Annotated in this window: 17 protein-coding genes; 4 read left to right on the top strand and 13 right to left on the bottom strand. The window is 67.5% G+C overall.

Going from position 1 to position 21,387, the window contains the following annotated elements:
• Window positions 1-18: 18 nt before the first annotated feature.
• From EJK91_RS00490 to EJK91_RS00470, 5 genes are all read right to left on the bottom strand, one after another.
• Complete coding sequence (locus tag EJK91_RS00490) at window positions 19-891, bottom strand: pseudouridine synthase (RefSeq protein ID WP_125077972.1); 873 nt, start codon at window positions 889-891, stop codon at window positions 19-21.
• 315 nt (window positions 892-1,206) lie between these two features.
• Window positions 1,207-2,058, bottom strand: coding sequence for a hypothetical protein (locus EJK91_RS00485; protein ID WP_125077971.1), 852 nt, complete (start codon window positions 2,056-2,058; stop codon window positions 1,207-1,209).
• Between the two features lie 502 nt (window positions 2,059-2,560).
• The gene (locus EJK91_RS00480) at window positions 2,561-3,619 is read right to left on the bottom strand and encodes a hypothetical protein (RefSeq protein ID WP_125077970.1); all 1,059 of its coding nucleotides are present in this window, start codon (window positions 3,617-3,619) and stop codon (window positions 2,561-2,563) included.
• Window positions 3,620-3,796: 177 nt separating this feature from the next.
• Window positions 3,797-5,509 carry a glycerol-3-phosphate dehydrogenase/oxidase gene (locus EJK91_RS00475; protein WP_024441559.1) on the bottom strand — a complete coding sequence of 571 codons (1,713 nt, stop codon included), beginning with the start codon at window positions 5,507-5,509 and terminating at the stop codon, window positions 3,797-3,799.
• 62 nt (window positions 5,510-5,571) lie between these two features.
• Window positions 5,572-6,999: an NAD(P)H-quinone dehydrogenase gene (locus EJK91_RS00470; RefSeq protein WP_125077969.1), complete on the bottom strand. Its 1,428-nt coding sequence runs from the start codon at window positions 6,997-6,999 to the stop codon at window positions 5,572-5,574.
• A 42-nt stretch (window positions 7,000-7,041) separates the two neighbouring features.
• Here EJK91_RS00470 and EJK91_RS00465 point away from each other — a divergent pair, with 42 nt between their 5' ends.
• Window positions 7,042-7,533 carry a gamma-glutamylcyclotransferase gene (locus tag EJK91_RS00465; RefSeq protein WP_125078033.1) on the top strand — a complete coding sequence of 164 codons (492 nt, stop codon included), beginning with the start codon at window positions 7,042-7,044 and terminating at the stop codon, window positions 7,531-7,533.
• An 83-nt stretch (window positions 7,534-7,616) separates the two neighbouring features.
• Here the strand turns inward: EJK91_RS00465 and EJK91_RS00460 are convergent, their stop codons facing one another.
• Window positions 7,617-8,501, bottom strand: coding sequence for a DUF559 domain-containing protein (locus EJK91_RS00460; RefSeq protein ID WP_125077968.1), 885 nt, complete (start codon window positions 8,499-8,501; stop codon window positions 7,617-7,619).
• A gap of 182 nt (window positions 8,502-8,683) precedes the next feature.
• The gene (locus EJK91_RS00455; RefSeq protein ID WP_125077967.1) at window positions 8,684-9,862 is read right to left on the bottom strand and encodes an amidohydrolase; all 1,179 of its coding nucleotides are present in this window, start codon (window positions 9,860-9,862) and stop codon (window positions 8,684-8,686) included.
• 43 nt (window positions 9,863-9,905) lie between these two features.
• On the opposite strand from EJK91_RS00455, the gene EJK91_RS00450 reads away from it, so the two are divergent.
• A complete protein-coding gene (locus EJK91_RS00450; RefSeq protein WP_024441564.1) occupies window positions 9,906-10,712 on the top strand; it encodes a purine-nucleoside phosphorylase in 807 nt (268 codons plus the stop codon).
• Here the strand turns inward: EJK91_RS00450 and EJK91_RS00445 are convergent.
• Window positions 10,706-12,208: a glycosyltransferase family 39 protein gene (locus EJK91_RS00445; protein ID WP_241178592.1), complete on the bottom strand. Its 1,503-nt coding sequence runs from the start codon at window positions 12,206-12,208 to the stop codon at window positions 10,706-10,708. The two genes, EJK91_RS00450 and EJK91_RS00445, sit on opposite strands and share 7 nt — an antisense overlap.
• 397 nt (window positions 12,209-12,605) lie before the next feature.
• Window positions 12,606-12,731, bottom strand: coding sequence for a hypothetical protein (locus EJK91_RS22880; protein WP_277424708.1), 126 nt, complete (start codon window positions 12,729-12,731; stop codon window positions 12,606-12,608).
• A gap of 172 nt (window positions 12,732-12,903) precedes the next feature.
• Between EJK91_RS22880 and EJK91_RS00440 the strand changes: the two genes are divergently transcribed.
• Window positions 12,904-14,523: a phospho-sugar mutase gene (locus EJK91_RS00440; protein WP_046302291.1), complete on the top strand. Its 1,620-nt coding sequence runs from the start codon at window positions 12,904-12,906 to the stop codon at window positions 14,521-14,523.
• 199 nt (window positions 14,524-14,722) lie between these two features.
• On the opposite strand, the gene upp is transcribed toward EJK91_RS00440, so the two are convergent.
• The 4 genes from upp to EJK91_RS00420 form a co-directional block, all read right to left on the bottom strand.
• Window positions 14,723-15,346 (bottom strand): uracil phosphoribosyltransferase, encoded by a 624-nt coding sequence (gene upp, locus EJK91_RS00435; protein ID WP_125077966.1) that lies wholly within the window; start codon window positions 15,344-15,346, stop codon window positions 14,723-14,725.
• A gap of 17 nt (window positions 15,347-15,363) precedes the next feature.
• Window positions 15,364-16,758 (bottom strand): PE-PPE domain-containing protein, encoded by a 1,395-nt coding sequence (locus EJK91_RS00430; protein WP_046302293.1) that lies wholly within the window; start codon window positions 16,756-16,758, stop codon window positions 15,364-15,366.
• 4 nt (window positions 16,759-16,762) lie between these two features.
• Complete coding sequence (locus EJK91_RS00425; protein WP_241178591.1) at window positions 16,763-18,178, bottom strand: PE-PPE domain-containing protein; 1,416 nt, start codon at window positions 18,176-18,178, stop codon at window positions 16,763-16,765.
• A 165-nt stretch (window positions 18,179-18,343) separates the two neighbouring features.
• Window positions 18,344-19,822, bottom strand: a complete 1,479-nt coding sequence (locus EJK91_RS00420) for a PE-PPE domain-containing protein (RefSeq protein ID WP_125077965.1) — start codon at window positions 19,820-19,822, stop codon at window positions 18,344-18,346.
• 190 nt (window positions 19,823-20,012) lie between these two features.
• Between EJK91_RS00420 and satS the strand changes: the two genes are divergently transcribed.
• On the top strand, window positions 20,013-21,290 hold the full coding sequence (gene satS, locus EJK91_RS00415; protein WP_125077964.1) for a protein export chaperone SatS: 1,278 nt from the start codon (window positions 20,013-20,015) through the stop codon (window positions 21,288-21,290).
• Window positions 21,291-21,387: the final 97 nt, after the last annotated feature.

The raw sequence follows: 21,387 nt of genomic DNA, 5'->3' as shown, positions 1-21,387 counted from the left end.
GAAACCCGGCGCCCAGCGTCAGTTCGTGTCGAGGTCTCGTTCGCTCACGAAGGCGCGGGGCCGGCCGCTGAATGGATCGTCGAACTCCAGCCGGTGGGCCAGCAGCCGCAAAGGCTGCGAGAAGTCGTCCGGTGCAACATCGATGAACTGCGGATACAGCGGATCGCCGTCGATCGGGAGACCGAGTGAGGCCAGGTGAACGCGCAACTGGTGGGTGCGCCCGGTGCGCGGGGTAAGCCGGTAGCGGCCATCACCCACCGACTCGACCCAAGTCTCGGCGTTCGGCTCACCGGGTTCCTCACGCGCCTGCAGCCGACCGCGTTCCTTGATGATCCGACTGCGCACCAGCTGCGGGAACGCGACGGTCGGCTCGGCGGAGGACCGCGCCAGGTATTGCTTGCGTACCGCGCCGCGGGCGAACAGGGTCTGGTAGGGCCCGCGCAGCTCTCGGCGGGTGGTGAACAGGAGCACCCCGGCGGTGAGTCGATCCAGCCGGTGCGCCGGGCTCAGCTCCGGAAGGTCCAGTTCGCGCCGCAGCCGTACCAGCGCGGTCTGGGCCACATGGCGGCCACGCGGCATGGTGGCCAGGAAGTGCGGCTTGTCGACCACCACCAGGTCGGCGTCGCGGTGCAGCACCGGAAGGTCGAACGGTACCGGCACCTCGTCCGGCAAGTCGCGATACAGGTACACGTGCGACCCGGCCGGCAGTGCCGTCGTGTCGTCGATCACTACCCCATCTGCGGTAACCACTTCGCCCGCAGCCACTTTCGCCGCCGCAGCTGCACCGAACCGGGAATGCAGCTCGGCGGCGACCGGGCCGCCGAGCAGGCGCAGACGTGCCGGCCCCAAGCCGTCGCGTACCGGCAGCGGGGCGGCCCGGCGACGCGTCATCGCCGTTGCAGATCGAAGGACGGCGCGCTGTCGGCGAGTCGACTCGCGCCGGCCGACGATCCGCGGCCGAAGAGCGGGGGGCGACCAGACGTCAAGGGAGAACCTTTGATTCGGTGACGGAGAGCCAGGGGCACGGGCCTCGACGCTGAATGACGGTCTCGTTCAGCGGTACGCCGGCGGGCAGCCGACCTGCCCACCGTACCGGGGCCGACAGCCATTCCGCCAAGTCAGCGGGCCCGGGTGCAGAACGGCACATCGGCCACAACCGTCGGGGGTTGTGGCCGATGTGTCTAATTCGGCGCGGACTACTCCGGCTCAGCTGAGGCCGAGCATGCTGAAGAGGCCCAGGTCACCCAGGAAGTCCGTCAGCGTGGTGGCATCGGTCACCGCGGTCGCCCCGGTGCCTAGCAGGGCGGTCAGCAGGGCTCCCAGCGTCTGGTCGCCCAGAACTCCGCTGCCGTCCGGGTCGGCGAGTGTCCCGCCGACCACCATGCTGTCGATGAACTGATCCCAACCGGCGCCGAGCTGGGTGGAGGTAATACCCAGCAGGCTCGCGATGGTGGCGTCGGTCATCCCGTTGGCGTCGAGCATGTCGTTGATCGAGGTCGTGGCGTCGATCCCCAACATGCTGTCGAGCAGGCTTGCCAGGGTGTCGGTCGGCGACAGGTTAAGGAACGGTAGGTCCAGCAGGCCGGCGTATTGGCCGAGACCGAAGTAGCCCAGCAGCGTGCCGATTTCCGTGGCAGCCCCGTCACCACCGATGAAGCCACCGATCAAGCTGTCGATCGGAATCGAGCCCAGGGGGTGCCCACCGAACTCCACATCGTTGAGCAGCGCGGTGAGGTCGGTGGAGAGCAGGCCCAAGGTGGCGTCGTCCAGCGTCATGCCGTCCGGGTTCAGCGCAGCCAGCAGGGTGGCGAGGCTCGAGGTGGTGGAGATGCCGTCGCCGAAGATCCCCAGCACCTGGCCCATGTTGCCGAAGTCGATGGCGTTCAGCAGGCTCTGCAGGCTCTCGGTGAACGTCGGGAAGGTGTCGGCGGTGAGCACGTAGTCGTGTTGCACGGAAGCGGTGAGGCCGGCGGTAATCGTCGGCGCCGCGGCGGCGCCGCCGAATAGAGCCGCACCAGCTAATGCGGTTCCAACCGCGAGCGCGCCGGCTTTAGCCACAAAGCCGCGCCCCTTCTGGGATCGAGCATTAAGACGATGCGATTACCACATCGGCATTAACTTATTATGAGCTCAGTCTTGTATCAACGGTTTTATGGGCCGTTCTTCCGGATCCAGCAACGCCTACCCACAGCAAACTTCCAGTTCATCCCAACAACTGTGAAAACTGGGCAACGACCTTTGACGATGCCCGGCAGGGCGTAAGGCCGCCCGCGAGCAGCAAGAAGCTCAGCGTTTTCTCAGCCTTTTCATCCCAGCCGGTCACGCCCTACGTCAGATCGATGGCGAATGGCGCTTAACATAGCTTCATAACAGTCAATCGGTATGGAATTTACAGGGCAAAAATACTTGAGCTATTTTGCGACATGGAACGAAATTCCTGCACAACGCGCCCTATTTTATAGACAGCAAATTCACAGTGCGTTTATCGCGCATTCAGTACAGACAAAAGCCACGCCCGGCCTGCGGGGACAGACCGGGCGTGGCGAGAGGGGTCGAGCCGCTAGGGGGTCAGCAGGCCGAAGGCTTCCAACAAGTCGGTGACCAGTGTGTCGCCGGTGATCGCCAGGGTGCTGCCGTCGGGCAGAAAGCTGGCCAGGAAGGTGCCCAGGCTCTGCTCACCCCAGGTTTCGCCGGAGGGATCGAGCAGCGTCCCGCCGAACGGGAGGCCGTCGAGGTACTTGTCCCAGGTCTGCGCGGGATTCAAGCTGAACAACAGCGCCAGCGTCGCGTTGTCCATGGTGGTGCTGTTGGTGGAGCTGACCGGCAGGATGTGCAGGTACTCCCCCAGCGTGTAGGCGCTGCCGGCCAGAACGGTGGTGGCGCCGAGGCCCGAGTACGCGTGTTGGGTGATGTCGGCGGTAGGAACGGTCAGTATCGCGCTCAACCAGTCGACCAGCGAGCTGTTTACGGTCAGATCGGGATGGCTGGTGATATTCAGCAAGGCGCCGCAGGTCAGGGTGCAGTCGTCGACGTTCAGGTTCTCCAGACCCAGCGCGTTGATCATGCCGGCGAACTGACCGAGCAGAGTTCCCAAGCCCACCGCGTTGGCCAGGTCGGTCAGCGAATGCGCACCGGCACCGTCGCCCAGAACGACATCCACCAGCTCACCGAGGTCCACGCTGCCGATCGGCACGCCGTCCACCAAGAACAGACTGCCGGTGCCCAGCAGCGACTGCACCGCGGCGTTCGAGCTGTAGAGCGGCTCTGTGAGCGAGAATCCGAAGAGGTCGGCGATGCCGGCCAGGGTGGTGGAGTCGGGATTGAACGAGGCCAGCAGGGCCGATACATCCGAGCTGACACTCAGCGGCGTGCTGGTCCCCGGGACATTGCCCAGGGCGGCCAGCACCTGATTGAGATCCCCCAGCGACATGGTGTCCAGCAGGGCCTGCAGGCTCTGCGTGAATGTCGGGTACGCCGTCAGCACCACTTGGTGCTGCGTCGAGGCGGTCGACGGGCCGGGGAGCTGCGGGCCGCCCGCACCGGCACCGAGCAGGCCGGTCCCGGCGACCACGGCGACGGATAGCGCGCCCCCCAGTACGGACAGCGGCGAGAGCGCCACACCCCGATTCCACCCGCCATGACCCGCCCCTTCCCCGCGCCCGGATCCCGCAAGTGATCCAGCTCATGGCAGAAAGTAGCCCTGTCCGAAATGTGTGCCAAACAGATGTGAACGCTGATATCAGCCTAAAAGGCCGGAATAATTCCTAGAATCGTACCCACAGTAATGACATCCTGTTCAGGTAAGCGGAATCGGCTCCAGAATTTCGGCCCGCGCCTCGGGGGCGCTGACGCGCAGCGCATCCGCCGACGCGTCGTCGGGCTGTTCCTGCGACAGGATCTCGGCCTCCACCCGCGCGGTGTAGTTGGCCACCTCCCGCTCGACGGCCGCATCGTCCCAGCCGAGCACCGCCGCCATCACTTCGGCGACCTCGCGCGCACAGTTCACCCCACGGTGGGCGTACTCGATGGAGATCCGGGTCCGCCGGGCCAACACGTCTTCCAGATGCAAGGCACCCTCGGCGGCGACCGCGTAAGCGACTTCCACCTTCAGGTAGGTGGGCGCCTCGGCGATCGGGTCCAGCAGATCCGGTTGTCCGTCGGCCAACGCCAGCACGTCATGGATCAGCGAGCCGTAGCGATCCAGCAGATGCCGCACCCGGTAGGGGTGCAGGCCCTGGTGGGCACCCACGTGTTCGGCCTGGTTGACCAGCGCGAAATAGCCGTCGGCGCCCAGCAGCGGCACCTTCTCGGTGATCGAGGGCGCCACCCGCGTCGGGATGTACTCGGCGGCGGCGTCGATCGCATCAGCGGCCATCACCCGGTAGGTGGTGTACTTGCCGCCGGCGATCGCCACCAGGCCCGGCGCCGGAACCGCGACCGCGTGCTCGCGCGACAGCTTCGAGGTGTCGTCGTTCTCCCCCGCCAGCAGCGGCCGCAGCCCGGCGTACACACCTTCGATGTCGGCGTGGGTCAACGGCGTGGCCAGGGCGGTGTTGACGTGGGTCAGGATGTAGTCGATGTCGGCCTTGGTGGCCGCCGGATGGGCCAGATCCAGGTTCCAGTCGGTGTCGGTGGTGCCGATGATCCAGTGGGTGCCCCACGGGATGACGAACAGCACCGACTTCTCGGTCCGCAGGATGATCGCCGCTTCCGAAACGATCCGGTCCCGCGGCACCACGATGTGCACGCCCTTGGAAGCCCGGACGTGGAACCGACCGCGCTGGCGCGACAGCGCCTGGATCTCATCGGTCCACACCCCGGTGGCGTTGACCACGACGTGGCCGTGGACTTCGGTAACTGCACCGTCCTCGGAGTCGCGGACCCGCACGCCGGTCACCCGGTCACCTTCGCGCAGTAGCGCGACGACCTGGCTGGAGGTACGGATCACCGCCCCGTAGTGCCCCGCGGTGCGCGCGACGGTGAGGGTGTGGCGGGCGTCGTCGACGACCGTGTCGTAGTAGCGAATCCCGCCGATCAACGCGCTGCGCTTCAGTCCCGGGCACAGGCGCAGTGCGCCCGCGCGCGTCAGATGCCGTTGCGCGGGAACAGATTTCGCCCCACCCAGTTGGTCGTAGAGGAAGATCCCGCTGGCCACATACGGGCGTTCCCACCACCGCCGGGTCAGGGGGTACAGAAACGGCAGTGGCTTGACCAGGTGCGGCGCCAGCGTGGTCAGCGACAGCTCGCGTTCGTGCAGTGCCTCGCGCACCAGCCCGAACTCCAACTGCTCGAGGTAGCGCAGTCCACCGTGGAACATCTTCGAACTTCGGCTCGACGTCCCGGCGGCGAAGTCACGCGCCTCGACCAGTGCCACCTTGAGGCCACGGGTGGCGGCGTCGAGTGCGCAGCCGGCGCCCACCACCCCGGCGCCGATCACCACTACGTCGAACTGCTCACTGCCCAGTCGTTCCCAGGCTCGTGCTCGTTGGTCCGGTCCCAGCGTGCTCACGTGTGCCAGGCTACGTGGCCGCCCGCCCCGACACGCTGTGACGCTCGGTTCAGCACTGCTGCTCAGTCGAGGTCGTCGTGCGTCATCAGCCGGCGGGCCGCTTCGGTGAGCGAGCCCGACAGCGACGGATAGACCGCCAGCGTCTGGGCCAGGTCGGCCACCGTGATCCGGTTCTGCACCGCCAGCGCGATCGGCAGGATCAGCTCGGAGGCGATCGGGGCCACCACCACCCCGCCGATCACCGTGCCGGTGGCCGGCCGGCAGAACAGCTTGAGGAAGCCGTAGCGCATCCGGCTCATCTTCGCCCGAGCGTTGGTCTGCAACGGCAGCATGACGGTCCGGGCCGGAACCGTGCCGTCGTCGATCTGGGACTGCGGCACCCCGACCGCGGCGATCTCTGGCCGGGTGAACACCGCGGCCGCCACCGTACGCAGCCGGATCGGAGCCACCGCGTCGCCCAGCGCGTGATACATCGCGATCCGGCCCTGCATGGCCGCGACCGACGCCAACGGCAGCAGGCCGGTGCAGTCACCGGCCGCGTAGATCCCGGGTACCGACGTCCGCGATACCCGGTCCACCTGCAGGTAGTTGCCCGGCGCGAGCTTGATCCCGACCCGCTCCAGGCCCAGTCCGGACGTGTTGGGCACGGAGCCGACCGTCATCAGCGCATGGCTGCCCGCCACGGTGCGGCCATCGGTCATGGTGACCAGCACCCCGTCGCCCTCGCGGGTCACGGAGGCGGCCCGGGCGTTCTTGACCAGGGTCACGCCGCGTTCGGCGAAAACAGTCTCGAGCACCCGAGCGGCGTCGGGATCCTCGTGCGGCAGCACCCGGTCACGGCTGGCCACCACCGTCACCTTGACGCCGAGTTCGGTGTAGGCGTTGGCGAACTCCGCGCCGGTGACCCCCGAACCCACCACGACGAGGTGCTCGGGCAACGTGTGCAGGTCATAAAGCTGGCGCCAGGTCAGGATGCGTTCGCCGTCCGGCTCGGCGCTGGGCAAGGTGCGCGGGCTGGCCCCGGTGGCGATCAACACCACATCGGCGTCGAGCACACGCTGCCCTCCTCCGTCGTGCTCGGCGACCAGAATCCGATGATGAGCCAGGCCGGATTCGGCGTCGATCAGTTCCCCGCGGCCGGCGATGACCTCCACTCCGGAGTTGATCAGCTGCGTGCGGATGTCATCGGACTGCGCCGCGGCCAGGGACTTCACCCGCTCATGGATCTGATTCAGCTCGATCTGGGCGTCGGTGAAGTGGATGTCGAAACCCAGGTGCGGGGCACGCCGTAGCTCGGTGCGCACCCCCGACGAGGCGATGAAGGTCTTGGACGGCACGCAGTCCCACAACACGCAGGCACCACCGAGACCGTCGGCGTCGACCACCGTCACCGATACCGCTTCGGGACCCTTGGCCGCCGCGACCAGCGCCGCCTCATAGCCGGCCGGGCCGCCGCCGACGATCACGATGCGCGTCGAGGGAGAAGTCACAGCGACTAACCTATCCGGAGCGTGGCGTTTAAGATTTCTGCCGTGCCGCTCTACGCCGCCTACGGGTCGAACATGCATCCAGAACAGATGCTGCAACGAGCGCCGCATTCCCCGATGACCGGCACCGGCTGGTTGCGCGGCTGGCGGTTGACGTTCGCGGGCGAGGACATCGGCTGGGAGGGCGCCCTGGCGACCGTCGTCGAGGACCCGGACTCGAGTGTTTTCGTCGTTCTCTACGACGTGACTCCCGAGGACGAGAAGAACATGGACAGCTGGGAAGGCTCGGAATTCGGCATCCACAAGAAGATCCGGCTGCGGGTGGACCGGGTAGACGGAATCACCTCGGGCCCGACCGACAGCGATCCCGTGCCAGTGTTGGCGTGGCTGTACGTCGTCGACGCCTGGGAGCGCGGGCTGCCGTCGGCGAGATACCTGGGTGTGGTGGCCGAGGCAGCCCAGATCGCCGGTGCCCCAGAAGAATACGTGCGCAACCTGCGGACCCGCCCGGCCCGCAACATCGGCCCCGGCAGCTAGCTTTTTTGCGCGAGGGTGCGTGTTTGAACGGCGACACGCCAGCGTGGATGTACAACTGCGCACCCTCGCGCAGGGTGGCACGGTCAGGCGGCCGCACGTCCTAGCTGAGTTTCGATCCGGCGGAGGGTCTCCCACGGCCGGCGCCGCACATCATCGGCGATGATCGAGATCACCACCCAGCCCATCTCCTGCAACGCGGCGCGCCGCTGACGCTCGTAGACGAACGCGTCCGGCCCCTCATGCCAGATGACGCCGTCGTATTCGACCGCGACCCGCTGCTCCGGCCAGGCGAAATCGACGCGCCAGATCCGGTTGTCGCGGTCCACAATCTGATGCTGCAGGACCGGGGTCGGCACGCCACCGTCGACCATCATCAGCCGGGACTCGCTCTCCATCGCTGATTCGGCCAGCGGGTCGGCAAGCTGTAGCAGCTCGCGCACGGCCACGATGCCGCGCCGGCCCGCCTGGCGGATCGCGGCGCGTTGCAGCGTGCGGCGGGTACAGGTCCCGCTGCGCAGCGCGGCATCCAGTGTCGCCAACGCCCGTGGGCGACGAAGCGTGCGGGCCACCTCGATCGCAGTCCACTCCGGCGTGGTCGCCGGTCGGCCCGCGACTTCGCTCAGTGGTGCGCCCTCGCGCCGGTGCACCACCAGTCCGTCGGCCGACCGCAGTTGCTGGTCCGGTGGGTTGAGTACGTGCAGATCGACAGGCTCCTCGGTGTCAAAGCCGTATGCCGCGGCCGCGGTCACCAGACAGACCGCGACGGAGGTTCCTGTCGCCAGGTCCAGCCCGCGCAGCCGCAGCTCGGTCGTGATTCGTCCGTAGCCGTAGATTCCGTACCAGATCTTCTGCAGTGGTCCATGTTTCAGCTCTGCTTCAAGTCCGCGGCGGGTCAGGTAGGTCAGCACCTGGGCGGACGTAACCACGCCGCCTTGGCGATCGAGTAGCCGCTGCAGTCGTTGATCCATGCGCCCGATCGTCGACGTCGGCGATGAAAGCCGATTCCCTCATCCGGCCCGACCGGCCCCAACTGTGGACAACGGCCGGATTGTGAATGGCCCCGGAGCCGCGAGGGAGCCGCGAGGGTGCATCGTTGTACGGAATCTGCGGCGTGTCGGCGTGCAAACGCGCACGCTCGCGCCAGACGGGGTCAGAGCAGATCGGTCTGGTCAACGACGCCGGCCATCACCCGCACCCCGACGGCCAGCGCCCGTTCGTCGAGATCGAACGTCGGCTGGTGCAGGTCCAACTGCGGCCCGCTGCCCGGCCACACCCCGAGCCGGCCCATGGCACCCGGCACCTGCTCCAGGTACCAGGAGAAGTCCTCCCCGCCGCCGGACTGCCGGGTCTCGGCCAGCACCTCGGGGCCGATGGCCTCGATCGCGTGGGTCAGCATCCGCGTCGACACCGCTTCGTTGACCACCGGCGGCACTCCGCGGTGGTAGTTCAGCGTGTGTTCGATGTTCAGCGGCTCCAGCAGGGACGCCACCGCCTCCTCGACGATGCTTTCCATCGCCACCCAGGTGTCCCGGCTGGCGGTGCGCACCGTGCCGGCCAGCCGCCCCGACTGTGGTATGGCGTTGGCCGCAACACCGGAATTCACTGCGCCCCAGACCATCACGGTGCTGTTGCGCGGATCGATGCGGCGGGACAGCACCCCGGGCAGCCCGGTGATCAGCGTGCCCAGCCCATAGACCAGGTCGGCGGTCAGGTGCGGCCGCGAGGTGTGTCCGCCCGGACCGCTGACCGTGATCTCGATGGTGTCGGCCGCCGAGGTGATCGGTCCCGCAATGGTGGCCACCCGGCCGACCTCAAGCCGGGGATCGCAGTGCAGGGCGAAGATCCGGCTGACCCCGCTCAACACCCCCGCGGCGATCGCGTCGATCGCGCCACCCGGCATCAGTTCTTCAGCGGCCTGGAACACCAGCCGCACACCGACCGGCAACTCCGGCGCGGATGCCAGCGCCAGCGCCGCACCCAACAGGATCGCGGTATGCGCGTCGTGACCGCACGCGTGCGTCACCCCCGGCACCAGCGACGCGTACGGCGCCCCGGTCTGTTCGGTCATCGGCAAGGCATCGATATCGGCCCGCAACGCGATACGCGGCCCATCCTCGGGACCGAAATCGCAGGTCAGACCGGTTCCGCTGGGCAAGGCCTTGGGATTGAGCCCGGCGCTGGCGAGGCGCTCGGCGATGAATTGGGTGGTGGCGAATTCCTGCCGGCTCAACTCCGGGTGGCGGTGCAGATGCCGTCGCCACGCCACCAATTCCTCGGCATGGGCCGCCAGCCACGCCTCGACGGCGTGCGACACGGGAGTTGGAGACATTCAGGCAGTATCCCATCGCGGCGCACTACTAAACTCAGTGCCTGTGACGGTACCGCTGGCAACTCAGGCGGCCGCGGTCGTAGCCCGGCGCACCGGCGTCCAGACGCATGACGTGGCGGTCGTGCTCGGTTCCGGTTGGGCGCCCGCGGTGGCGGCCCTCGGCACCGCGACCGCGAGCCTGCCGATGGCCGACTTGCCCGGGTTCAGCACGCCGACGGCGGCGGGCCACACCGGCGAGCTGGTGTCCATGCAGATCGGCGCCCACCGGGTGCTGGTGCTGGTCGGCCGGATCCACGCCTATGAGGGCCATCAGCTCGTCGACGTCGTCCGCCCGGTACGCACCGCCGTCGCGGCCGGGGCCAACACCGTGGTGCTGACCAACGCGGCCGGCGGCCTGCGGGCCAGCTACCACGTCGGTCAACCGGTGCTGATCAGCGATCATCTGAACATGACCGGGCGCTCTCCCCTTGAGGGGGCGCACTTCGTCGACATGGTCGATGCCTACACGCCGTCGCTGCGGGCGCTGGCTCACCAGGTCGACCCCAGCCTCGCCGAGGGCGTCTATGCCGGGATGGCCGGCCCACAGTACGAGACCCCCGCCGAAATCCGGATGCTGCGCACCCTGGGCGCCGACCTGGTCGGCATGTCGACCGTGCACGAAGCGATCGCCGCCCGGGCAGCCGGCGCCCAGGTCTTGGGCCTGTCCCTGGTGACCAACCTGGCGGCCGGGATCACCGGTGAGCCGCTCAGCCATACCGAGGTGCTGGCCGCAGGCCGGGAATCGGCGGCCCGCATGGGCGCACTGCTGGCCGACGTCATCGCGCGGCTGCCGGCGCCCTCAGGTCAGTAGCTCACTCCCGAGCTGTGCCGCATCCGCGGCCACATCGATGCCCAGCTGCCCACCGGCTGCTCGCACAGATAGATCTTGGCGGCACTCTCCCCGTTGCGCACGCCGGCGGGGAACCGGATCGAGTCCAGGTAGGTCACATGCCGCCAGTATTGGGTCAACTTCACGACCGGGAACCGCCCGACGCACAGCACGGTGTCGGCGTTGCCGGCCGGCGGGCCCCACTGGGCGTAGCTGCTGTCGCCGCTGACCACCGGACGGTTGATGCCGGCCGCCGGCCCGAGGATCCGCAGCGCCGAGGCTTCGCCGTAGTTGCTGGTGAAGATCGGCGCGTCGTCGGGCAGCGACTCAGCGGCAGCCGCGACCCCCTCGACGAACTGTGGCCAACCATAGGTCTCCATCGGAATGGGATTGAACCGGCGCAGCATGGTCTGGTTCGCCGGCGGCAGTACTGGCAGACAGAACACCACCGCGCCGGCAAACAGCGCGACCAGCGCAATCGCCCAGCCTCGCGGCGGCCGGTCGGGATTCTCGCGCTCGATCCAAACCGCCCCGGCGGCGAACAACGCGACCAGCGCCGGGCCCGCGTAATAACAGCGACCGCCGGTGACGACGCACAGCACCAACGCGACCACCGGCACGGCCAGCATCCAGCGGTGCTCGCGGGCATCATCGGACGCTAGCCACCGTGCTCCGATCACCCATAGCAGCACCAGCAACGGGCCGGCGTACAAGAGGAGCAGCAGTGGAACCTGGGTCAGCGATCCCGCCGGGCCGCCCATCCGTACCGACATCGCTTGCGCGAACGTCCGACTCGGCCAGCCATGTGCGGCGTTCCAGATCAGATTGGGGACCGCCAGCGTGATCGCCGCGGCAGCGCCCAGCCAGGGCCCCGGCGAGCGCAGCGCATCACGCCGGAACATGACGAAGCCGACCCCGATGCCGATCAGCAGCAACGCGACGGTCTGCTTGGCCTCCAGCCCGATACCGGCCACCACGCCGGCCGGCAGCCAGGCCAGCACCGTTCCGATCCGCAGCGCCCGCGCCACCAGCAGCAGCACCGCGATCCAGATCAGCTGGTCCACCAGGGTGGTCCCGAAGAACATCGCGGCACCCATGAACAATGGGCTGGCCGCCACCGCGGCCGCGCTGATGACCTGGGCAACGCGCCGCCCGCCCAGTTCGGCGGCCAACAGCGCCGCCAGCACGATGCAGCCCAGGTGTATCGCGATGGCCAACAGCCGAAGCCCCAGCAAGCCGCCCAGGGCAGCCACCCGGGCCATCAGCGGCACCAGCGGCGGGTGGTCGAAGTATCCCCACGCCGGGTACTGACCGCAGATCACGTAGTAGAACTCATCGGGGTGCCAGCCGTAGTTCATGGCGAAGGCCCCCTGGACGACCGCGGCCACGGCGACCACCACGGCTACCGGCATGAGGGTTCGTCGATTCACCGACGGGGCAGGCGATCCGCCCACCAGCGAAGACGTCGTACCAGTCACCGGCACTCCATTGTCATGTTGGACTCAAACCGGAGCATCGTAACAAGTAGTTGACACCTGTCTACTTTTAGCTCGCCAGAACCAACAGGACCGCACACATGGGCTTTCTTTCGAGGTGGCCGGCCGAGTGCCTCCCCGGCGGATCAGGACGGAACATCGGAGCTGTGGCGCATCCGCGGCCACATCTTGGCTCAGCTGCCCCGCGGTTGCTCACACAGGTAGATGTGGGCTCCGTGCAACCCGTTGTGCACACCACCGGGGATCGTGATCGACGCCAGGTAGTGACGTGCTCCCAATACTGCGTGAGCTTGCGGACCGGGAATCGCCCGACACACAGCGCCGTGGCTGCGTCGCCGGCCGGCGGGCCCCCATAGGGCGTAATTGCTGTCGCCGCTGACTACCGGATCGCGATGGCCAACAGCCGAAGCCCCAGCAAGCCGCCCAGGGCAGCCACCCGGGCCATCAGCGGCACCAGCGGCGGGTGGTCGAAGTATCCCCACGCCGGGTACTGACCGCAGATCACGTAGTAGAACTCGCCGGTATGCCGAGGTTGAACTTCTCGCCAGCACGGGCGCTGATTCGGCCACCGTCCCCCCCCCCCATTGTCAAGTGATGGCAAACCAGGGGAGCGCAGCAATTAATTAGCCAGTTTATTAGTTATCTCCTGTCGACCGACCGCTTGTCACAATCAACGGGTGACCCCCGAAGACTGGATCGCCCACGACCCCGACCCCGCGACCGCTACGGAACTGCGCGCGTGCAGTCCAGGCGAGTTGGCCACCCGATTCGCGGCACCGCTGCGCTTCGGCACCGCCGGGCTGCGTGGCCCGGTACGGGGTGGACCCGACGCGATGAATCTCGCCGTGGTGCTGCGCGCCAGCTGGGCGGTGGCGCAGGTGCTCGGCGCGCAGCGACGCACGGGCTCGACGGTGGTGGTGGGCGGCGACGCGCGGCACGGCTCGGCGGAATTCACTACTGCGACAGCCGAAGTGCTTGCCGGCGCCGGATTCTCGGTAGTGCTGCTACCCCAGCCCTGCCCGACGCCGGTGGTGGCATTCGCGGTACGCCACACCGGCGCGGCGGCCGGAATCCAGATCACCGCCTCACACAACCCGGCTACCGACAACGGCTACAAGGTGTACTTCGACGGCGGCCTACAGATCGTGTCGCCGACCGACACCGAGATCGAGGCGGCGATGGCCGCCGCTCCCCCCGCTGACACGATCGCCCGCCGCCCTGTTACGCCGGCCGGAGACGAACTCATCGAGCGCTATATCGGGCGAGCCGCGGCGGTGCGGCGGCACGGCGGCCGGATAAGGGTGGCGCTGACGCCGCTGCACGGCGTGGGTGGCAAGGTCGCGGTCGAGGCTTTACGTGCCGCGGGGTTCGCCGATATTCACCCGGTGAAGAGCCAATTCGACCCCGATCCAGACTTTCCCACCGTGGCTTTCCCCAACCCCGAAGAACCCGGCGCCACGGACGCGCTGCTGGCACTGGCCGAAGAGGTCGACGCCGACATCGCGATCGCCCTGGACCCCGACGCTGACCGATGCGCGGTCGGCATCCCTGGCCCGGACGGCTGGCGGATGCTGACCGGCAACGAAACCGGTTGGTTGTTGGGCGATTACCTACTGTCGCGACTGCCCGCGGGCCCGGCGGCCGGTGTGCTGGTCGCCAGCAGCGTGGTGTCGTCGCGCATGCTGGTGCGCATCGCACAGCGCTACGGCGCCCACCACGCGGAGACGCTGACCGGGTTCAAGTGGCTGGCACGGGCCGACCTGCCACCAGACGGCCCGCCCGGCGTCACCTTGGCCTACGCCTACGAGGAGGCGATCGGCTACTGCGTCGACCCAGATGCTGTGCGCGACAAAGACGGCATCAGCGCCGCGGTCTTGGTCTGCGATCTGGTCGCGGCACTGGCGGGGCGGGGTAGCTCAGTTCCCGAAGCGCTCGACGAACTGGCACGACGGCACGGTGTGCACGTCACCGATGCGGTGTCGCGCCGGGTCACCAGTCCCGCCGAGGCGGTCGCCGTGATGGCCAGGCTACGCGCTGATCCACCGGCCACGCTGGCTGGACTCGCCCTCACCTCAACCGATCTGCTGCACCGCAGTGGACCGGTCACCGACGCGCTGGAGTTCACCGGCGAGAGCGACGGCAGCTCGGTACGCGTGGTGGTGCGACCGTCGGGCACTGAACCGAAACTCAAGTGCTATCTCGAGGTCGCCCGGCCGCCGTCGGATGACCTTGCCGGGGATCGCGCGGAGGCGCAGCGGGTGTGTGAGGCCGTCGCCCTCGCGGCCCGCTCCTGGTAGCGCCTCATTCACTCCATTCGTCACCAGCCGCCACACCCGGCTCACCTGCAACCAGCTCGAGGGGGTGTGATGTTTGGCCGCCTTTGAGCGACAACGGATTGCGAGAGGGTTGACTCCGCCAACGCACCAACATTTGTCGCTCAAAGGCGGGCAACAATCACATACTTGCCCGCCTGTTACGGGCGTGACGGTGGGAATCTCAGCGCGGCCCGAACTGACGATCACCGGCATCGCCCAGACCCGGAACGATATACGCCTCCTCGTTCAGTCCGTCGTCAACGGTGGCGGTGAACAACCGCACGCCCGGTGCCGCTCGTGTCAGTGCCGCAACGCCTTCCGGCGCCGCAACCACACACAGCACCGTGATGTCGGTAGCACCGCGATCGACCAGCAGTCCCAGCGTGTGCACCAGCGAGCCGCCGGTGGCCAGCATCGGGTCGAGGACCATGACCGGGCTAGCGCTCAGATCCGCCGGCAGCGATGCCAGGTAGGGCACCGGTTGATGGGTGGCCTCGTCGCGCGCCACCCCGACGAAACCGACGTCGGCCTCGGGGATCAGGGCCTGTGCGGCTTCGACCATGCCCAGTCCGGCGCGAAGCACCGGCACCAGCAGCGGTGGCCGCGCCAGCCGCGCCCCGCGGGTGTCTGCCAGCGGGGTGCGCACGACGATGTCCTGGCAGAGCGCGTCGCGGGTTGCCTCGTAGACCAGCATCCAGGTCAGCTCGCGCAGAGCCGACCGGAACGCTGCGTTGTCGCTGCGCTCGTCGCGCAGCGCGGTCAGCCACGCTGCGGCCAGCGGGTGGTCGACAACGCACACATCCACGCCCGCGACCCTACGGGTCATGCGCCGAGGAAGTTGAGTATCTCGAAGACCACCGCGCCCATCTCGAGCATCGGCGCAAGCGAGATCAATGGTTCGCCGTTGAACACGGCGTCGGGGCCCAGCCAATCAGCGACGTTCAACGACACCGCCAGCTCGTTCCATGCGTCGAGCAGATGGGCGTCCACGGCGTTGGTGAGGTGGTAGCCGGTCAACAACGCATCGACTAACGAATCCGGCAGCGGCGACTGCCCGGCGAAACCCAACAGCGCATTGACCGGGTCGATGAAGCTGTGCACCGCGGCGTACTGCAGGCCGGCAAGCATCTGCAGCGGATCCATCCGAAGCAGGAAACCGGCGACATCGGAGCCGTCCGCCAGCTGGCCGCCGGCGGTCACCGCCCAAGGCCCCACGGCATCGGTGCCATTGACGCCGACGAACGGATTACCCGGATTGCCGTAGCCCCAGTCGATGATCAGCTTCAGCATGGGCGCCAATGCGTCCCCGATGACTTTGCCGAAATCCCCGAGCTGGTAGAGGGGCCACAGGATCGGCAACTGCTGGGGAATCAGGTAGAAGTCGGTGTCCCCGATCCGGCCGAGGTCGACGGTGTCGGCCAGGTTGTCGAGGTCGACGTAGGAGAAATGCACGGTCGCCGTGCCGATCAGCGCGTTGACCATGGCCAGCAGGTTGGCCGGGTCCTGCGGGAAGTTGGCCAGGCCGTCGTACTCGCCGGTGTAGATATCCGTGTCGAACCCACTGGTCGGGGTGGGTCCGATGCTCAACGGAATGCCCAGGAACGGCAGGTGCACCGGCTGGTCACCCAGCAGTGGATATGCGGGGAAGCGGGTCAGGACGCCGCCGAGCGGGTTGTTGGGGTTGCCGATCAGGACGAAGTGCAGGTTGGCCGGGTCATACCCGGCACCGACCTCGCCGGGTGCTGCCGCGAGCAGGTTGATCATCTCCTGGGTGGAGATGGTGGCGCTCTGCGAGTAGCCGAACACCGTGACGCTTGAGCCGTCGGCGAGCTGCGGCGCCATCGCGGCATGCAAGATCTGCACACCGCTGGCTACCGACTCGGCGAACGTCAGATACGGATTCGGGGGCGGCAGGCACACCAGCGGGCAGAACTGCTCCGGAGTGACCAGGCCTTCGAACTGATAGCCGGGAAAGGTCGGCTGCCCGGGAAACCACGGCGCCCCCGGCTGCAGGAACAGGTCCAACACGGCGTCCAGGTAGCCGCCGACCGTGGGGTCGGGAATGCTGGTCGGCCCCATGATCCAGCCCTCGTTGCCCATCAGCGCAACGTCGTGCCGATCTGCCGCGCCGAGGCTCAGCACCGCCGGCCCGCAGGCCGAGGAGAGCACCGACGCCGCCACGAGCAGGGCGGCCCCCAGCGAGCGCCGGTGCTGCATCGGCTTAAGCGTCGAGCAGGTTGACCAGGCTGAAGCCCACCCCGAGCAGGTCCAGCAGCGGCTGGGCCGAGATCAGCGGCGCGCCGTTGAAGATGGCGTCGGGCCCCAGCACGTCGAGGACGTCCCACTGGGTGGCCAGATCGTGCCATCCGGTGAGCAGCGCCTGGTCCAGGCCGAGCGTCAGGTTGTAGCCCGACAGCAGAGTGTCGACGAACGAGTCCGACAGCGGGCCCAGTCCGGCGAAGTCCAGCAGGTTGTTGATGGTGTTGGTCAGGCTCTGCACGCCGGCGTACTGCAGGCCGGCGAGCATCTGCAGCGGGTCCATTCTCAGCAGGAACCCGGCGCCGGTGTCCTCGGACAGCTGGCCCGTCGCGGTGACCGCCCAGGCGCCCGCCGCGCCAAGCGGGTCGACGCCGTTCACGGTGATCCCGGCGTCCGGGGCACCCGGGTTGCCGTAGGACCAGTCGATGACCGTCTTCAGGATCGGCGACAGCGCGTCAGCGGCGAACCTGCCGATGTCGCCGAGGCCGTAGAGCGGCGCAAGGATCGGCAATTCGGCGGTGGGCAGCATGTAGTAGTTGGTGTTGCCGATCGTGCCCAGGTCGATGGCGTTGCTGAGGTTCTCATCGAAGTACGCGTTGTGCACCGCCCCGATGCCCATGATCGCGTTGATCACGGCCAGCAGGTTGGTGGGGTCCTGCGGGAAGACGGCCCAGCCGTCGTATTCGGTGCTGTAGACGTCGGTCGCGAACGGGATGGTCGGAGTCGGTTCGATGCCGAGCGGGATGTTCAGGAACGGAATGTGCTGCATGTTCCCGTCGAACCCGTCCGGGAAGGACAGCCGGGTCAGCATGCCGCTGATGGGGTTGTTCGGGGCACCGATCAGCACGAAGTGCAGGTTCAACGGGTCGTAGTCGCCGCCGGGCGCGTCGGCCAGCAGGTTGTGCATCGCCAGGGTGGCTACGACCGAGCTCTGCGAGAAGCCGAACACCGTGACTTCGTCACCGGCTTCGAGCTGTGGGCGGATCGCAGCCTCGAGGTTGGCCACGCCTTCGGTCAGCGAGTCGCCGAAGTTCAACTGCGGGACGGGCAGCGACTGGCAGACGATCGGGCAGAACTGTTCGGGGGTGGTCAGGCCGTTGAGCGCGTAATCGCCGTACGTCGTCTGCCCGTCGAACCACGGGGTGACCGGTTGGAGGTAGAAAATCCGCACCAGATCCATGTAGTTGCCGATGGTCGGGTCGGCCTGACCGGTGCCGGTCATGATCCATGCCTGGCCGGCCAGCAGCGCGACATCGGCGATCATCTTCTCGACCCGGGCTGCCAACCCAGGACTCAGCAGCGACGCCATTCCGAGGACGACGGCACACAGCGCGGCCAGCACCGTCGTCCCCAGCGGATACACGCGCTTAGCCGTCATCGCAGACCTCCCAGAACGGTTCGAATATGTCATCGGCGATCAATTACGCCCACCTGGCAAGATCACATTAATCTATTAGGCGGCTTTCAGTGTTGACCTTCATTGAGAAAACGCGTGTTGTCAAATCGATGACAACCGGCCTGGCTTTCGCTCAGTGGTGCCGCGTTAAGCACCGAAGAAGTTGAACAGGCTGAAGCCCGCTCCGATGAGATCCAGCAGCCCGTCGCCGGGCACCCCGGCCCCGCTCATCAGGGCGTCCGGGCCCAGCACATCGCCCAGGTTCAGTGCGGTAGCCAGGTCGCGCCAGCCGTCGATCAGCAACTGGTCGATGGAGTTGATCAGGTCGTAGCCGGTGATGGTCTGCAGCAAATCGGTGACCCCGGCGATGGTGCTGATGTCACCGGCGGTGAGGGCACCGCCGCTCGCCGCGGCCGCGACGTCGGCCCACGGGCCGACGAGGCTCTGGATCAGCGCGTTCTGGACACCGGCCAGCATCTGCAACGGGTCCATCCGCTCGAACAGGCCCATCACGCTGGATCCGTCATAGAGCTCGCCTGTCGGCGTCATGGCCCACGGGCCGCCGGCCACTCCGAACGCCTGCTGGTAGGCGCTGCCGCTGATGAAGTCGCCGGCCGGGATCCGGTAGAGGCCGTTGACGTCCGGGTCGCCGGCATTGCCGTAGCCCCAGTCGATGACCAGCCTGGCCCACGGTGAGAAGAAGTCGCCGAAGAACTGCCCCGCGGTCCCCCCGTTGAACATGAACTGCAGGATCGGCAGATTCTGCGGAATCATGTAGAGGCTCGCGTCGCCGATCGTCCCGACGTTGATGGCGCTGGCCAGCTGCTCTGCCGTGTAGTCCGGGTAGTACGGGTGCACGGTCAGGATGCCGATGAGCGCGTTGACGACGGCCAGGATGTTGGTCGGGTCCTGCGGGAAGTTGGCCCAGCCGTCGTATTCACCGGTGTAGATGTCCGAGGCGATGTGCTCGGTCGGGGTGGGGTTCAGGCTCAGCGGAATGTCGACGAACGGCAGGTGCTGGTCGCCCGCGAATTGGAAGCGATCGAGGATGCCGCCGATCGGATTGTTCGGGTCACCGATCAGGACGACGTGCATGTTGCCCAGCTGATCCAGCGTCGGGTAGCCGACGGTCCCGGCGTTGGTGATCAGGTTGTTCATCTCGATGGTCGCGATGGCAGCGCTTTGCGAGTACCCGAACACCGTCACGTTGTCGCCGGCCAGCAGCTGCGCCAGGATCGCCTGGTTGAGCAAGCCCACCCCGGTGTTCAGCGAGGTGCCGAAGTCCATCGGCGATTGGTCCGGGATGCACACGAACGGGCAGAACTGCTCCGGCGTGGCCAACCCCTGGAAGTTGTAGCCGGGGAACGTCGGCTGGTCAGTGAAGAGCGGCGATGACGGTTGCAGGTAACCGGCGAGGATCTGGCCCAGGTAGGGCCCGACACCGGGATCGGGCACGCCGGTGCCGCTCATGATCCAGCCCGCATCGGCCAGCAGCCGCAGCCGAATCGCCAGCTGGTCCACGCGGTAGGCCGCCGCCGAGGACAGCGCCGACGTCAGGCCCAACACCATGCCACACAGCAGCGCCAGCAGCATCGCGCCCGCCGGGCGCAACCGACCAGTCGTCATCGCGACCTCCCCCGGCCCGGCATTACGACAGCAGCGACGCTAGCCACCCGGCGCGTGCCGCCGACCCGATCACCGCAAAATTCAGGATTCTTTAATTCGCGATGCGAAACGCCCCGCTGCCAATCACGACGCTAAACCTGGCGCAATCCCGCCTTCGGGCCGCGCGGGCTACATCGTTATTCTGTGCGCCATGGCAGCTGACCTTGTACCGATCCGCCTCACGGTGACCGATGGTGACCGCTACACCCTGTGGGCGCCGAGCTGGCGTGACTCCGGTGACGAGTGGCAGGCGTTCCTGGGCAGGGACGAGGACCTCTACGGTTTCGCCACCGCCGCCGACCTGATCGCGTTCGTACGAGTCAACGCCAACAACGACCTGGTCGACCACCCGGCCTGGCCGCAGCTTGTTCAGGCCAACGCCCACAAGCTGAACCCGGGCCGCAATCGGCAGTACGACCTGATCGCGGTCGAAGAACTGCTGACCGAGAAGCCGACCAAGCAGTCCGTCCAGGCACTGGCCAATGCACTGGAGATCGTCTCGGCGATCGGCTCGGTATGTGACCTGACCGCGGTGACGAAGTTCTTCAACGGCAACCCCAACCTGGGCTGGCTAGCCGGCGGCGTCGACAACTTCACCGGCCGGGCCGGGCGCAAGCGCTGGGAGCTGATTGCCGAGATCATCGGCCGCAACTGGGGCGGTGTGCTGACCGCGATCGAAGAGATCATCACCACGCCCGACGTCGACGCCGGCGCGGTGTCGCAGGCGGCCGAGGAGCTGGCCGCAGAAGCCCCGGCCGAGCCGGAGCCGGCCGACGAGGACGTCGAGGACACCGGGACTACCGACGACGAGAGCGGTGCGGACGAGGCGGCCGCCGCGCCGGCCGAGCGGGCCTCGGGCGACCGGGTGGTGCTTGGCGGCGACGCCAACTTCTGGACCAAGGTGGGCATCGATCCGATTCGGATCATCACCGACAACGGGACCTTCTTCACGCTGCGCTGTTACCTCGGCGACCAGCCCGTGTTCCTGGGCCGCAACGGCCGGATCAGCGTGTTCGGTTCCGAACGCGCCCTGGCCCGCTACCTGGCCGACGAGCACGACCACGACCTGTCGGATCTGAGCACCTACGACGACATCCGGACCGCCGCCACCGACGGTTCGCTCTCGATCGACATCACCGATGACAACGTCTACGTGCTCTCCGGGATGACTGACGACCTCACCGACGGGCCGGACGCGGTGGACCGTGAGCAGCTCGATCTGGCCGTCGAGTTCCTGCAGGACGTGGGCACCTACGCCGAGGACGGCGTCGTCGCCGACACCCTGCAGCCCGACCGTCCGCTGGGCCGCATGGTCAGCTACGTCCTCGACCGCGAATCGGTCAACGAGCCGCAGCGCCCGTACGCGCCCGCCGTCAAAGAATGGGAGCAGCTCGAACAGTTCGTGCAGTCGCGACTGCGGCGCGAATAAGGCTGCGCGCCCGGTCGGTTGAACGGGCGGAAGCCGCACGCAGGAAGACGTGCACACTACTGCGGAATTCACCTCGAATTAGGGCAATCAATTGCTC

The organism is Mycobacterium sp. P7213 (assembly GCF_900604305.1).
Classification (GTDB): Bacteria; Actinomycetota; Actinomycetes; order Mycobacteriales; family Mycobacteriaceae; genus Mycobacterium.
The sequence above is the reverse complement of the archived record's forward strand: the minus strand, read 5'-3'. Positions and strand labels throughout refer to the sequence as shown.